Annotated in this window: 2 protein-coding genes; both read left to right on the top strand. The window is 67.3% G+C overall.

All coding sequences use genetic code 11. The features are described from left to right. Positions 1-1,548, top strand: a 1,548-nt coding sequence (locus tag VK92_RS38650; RefSeq protein WP_048468262.1) for an aminotransferase class I/II-fold pyridoxal phosphate-dependent enzyme, incomplete at its 5' end; no start/stop codon positions are given. Next, positions 1,548-2,375, top strand: a complete 828-nt coding sequence (locus VK92_RS38645) for a lysozyme inhibitor LprI family protein (protein ID WP_048022564.1) — start codon at positions 1,548-1,550, stop codon at positions 2,373-2,375. The genes VK92_RS38650 and VK92_RS38645, both read left to right, overlap by 1 nt. The last annotated feature ends 186 nt before the right edge of the window (positions 2,376-2,561 follow it).

Here is a 2,561-nt window from a genome sequence, read left to right as displayed (position 1 = left end):
AACGGCACGTCGACGTCGAACAAGATCGTCTGGCACGCGACGGTCGCGCCCGGCGACATCGTGCTGGTCGACCGCAACTGCCACAAGTCGATCCTGCACGCGATCACGATGACGGGCGCGATTCCGGTGTTCCTGACGCCGACGCGCAACCACTTCGGCATCATCGGGCCGATCCCGCGCGACGAGTTCAAGCCGGAGAACATCCGCAAGAAGATCGAGGCGAACCCGTTCGCGCGCGAGGCGATGCGCCAGAACCCGGACATGAAGCCGCGCATCCTGACGATCACGCAGAGCACGTACGACGGCGTCGTCTACAACGTCGAGATGATCAAGGACCTGCTGGGCGACCTGCTCGACACGCTGCACTTCGACGAAGCGTGGCTGCCGCACGCGACGTTCCACGATTTCTACCGCGACATGCACGCGATCGGCGACGGCCGTCCGCGCACCGGCGCGCTCGTGTTCGCGACGCACTCGACGCACAAGCTGCTCGCGGGCATCTCGCAGGCGTCGCAGATCGTCGTGCAGGATTCGGAGAACCGCACGTTCGACAAGCACCGCTTCAACGAGGCGTACCTGATGCACACGTCGACGAGCCCGCAGTACGCGATCATCGCGTCGTGCGACGTCGCGGCGGCGATGATGGAGCCGCCGGGCGGCACCGCGCTCGTCGAGGAATCGATCGCCGAGGCGATCGATTTCCGCCGCGCGATGCGCAAGGTCGATGCCGAATACGGCGACGACTGGTTCTTCAGCGTGTGGGGCCCGGACGAACTGTCGGCAGAAGGCATCGGCTCGCGCGACGACTGGATGCTGAAGCCGAACGATCACTGGCACGGCTTCGGCCCGCTGGCGGAAGGCTTCAACATGCTCGACCCGATCAAGGCGACGATCATCACGCCGGGGCTCGACGTCGACGGCGAGTTCGGCGAGACGGGCATCCCCGCCGCGATCGTCACGAAGTACCTGGCCGAGCACGGGATCATCGTCGAGAAGACCGGCCTGTACTCGTTCTTCATCATGTTCACGATCGGCATCACGAAGGGCCGCTGGAACTCGATGGTGACCGAGCTGCAGCAGTTCAAGGACGACTACGACAACAACCAGCCGCTGTGGCGCGTGCTGCCGGAATTCGTCGCGCAGCATCCGCGCTACGAGCGTGTCGGCCTGCGCGACCTGTGCACGCAGATCCACGACGTGTACCGCGCGAACGACATCGCCCGCCTGACGACCGAGATGTACCTGTCGGACATGGAGCCGGCGATGAAGCCGTCGGACGCGTTCGCGAAGCTTGCGCACCGCAAGATCGACCGCGTGCCGCTCGACGAGCTCGAAGGCCGCGTGACGAGCATCCTGCTCACGCCGTACCCGCCGGGCATTCCGCTGCTGATTCCGGGCGAGCGCTTCAACAAGACGATCGTGAACTACCTGCGGTTCGCGCGCGACTTCAACGAACGTTTCCCGGGTTTCCACACCGACATCCACGGCCTCGTCGCGGAAGAGGTGAACGGCCGCGTCGAGTACTTCGTCGACTGCGTGCGCGACTGATGGCGACGCATGGACGAATCCAGGCGATGCGTGCGGCGGTGGCCGCGCTCGTCGTCTGGGCGGCAGGCGTGTCGGGGCTGGCGGGCATGGGTGTCGCGCACGCGGAAGTCGCGGCGGCCGACCCGATCGACGTCGCGATGCGGCAATGCCTCGCGCGGCGCGACCGGTCTTCGCCGGCCGGCCAGATCCAGTGCATGGGCGAAGCGCAGCAGCAGTGGCAGGCCGTGATGGACGGCGCATACCAGCGCCTGTTGAAGGATGCGCCGGCCGACGCGAAGCGCGGCTGGCAGGACAGCCAGCGCCGCTGGCTCACGTGGCGCAAGGATGAAGTGCATCTGCTGAAGGCCGTGTACGACACCACGCGCGGCACCTCGTACGCGATGTCGAGTGCCGACCTGCAACTGCAGCCGGTGCGCGATCGCGCGCTGGCGCTGCGCGGCGCGGCCGATCGTTATGCCCCGGCGCCCGCCGCCGTGCCGGTGGCGGCCACGAGCGGCGCGCAGGGGGGCACGAGCGCGGCCCAGGGCGGCGCCCGGCCGAACGGCAAGCCGGCGAACGCGCCGCGCGATCCGGCCGTGCGCCGCGTGCGCCCGTGCGAACAGGACGCCGCGTGCGAGCACGCGCTGTTCGACCTGAACCGCTATTACCAGAAGCTGCGCCGCAAGATGCCCGCGCATTCGGCCGCGACGCTTGTACGCGCGCAGCGCGCGTGGGTCGGGTTCCGCGATGCGACGGCGCCGCTCGTCGGCGAGGACGGCCGCGTCGACCTGATCGGCGCGCGCATCGCGACGATGAAACGGCTGTCGGAGACGGCGGGCAATAGATAACGGCGCAGTTCGGACTACAGATCGGCAGATCAGGCGGTAACCGGAGTTGAGGAACGCGCCGTGAATGTCGGCACGGCGCGCGAAACGAATGCGTCAACGATTGCTATCTCGCGCGGATCCTCGAATGGGATTCCGGTGCTCCAGCCTCAAACGCGACTGGTCTGTAACGTTTCATGCGAAAGCCCC

Source organism: Burkholderia sp. LK4 (assembly GCF_001043615.1).
Classification (GTDB): domain Bacteria; phylum Pseudomonadota; class Gammaproteobacteria; order Burkholderiales; family Burkholderiaceae; genus Burkholderia; species Burkholderia cepacia.
The sequence above is the reverse complement of the archived record's forward strand: the minus strand, read 5'-3'. Positions and strand labels throughout refer to the sequence as shown.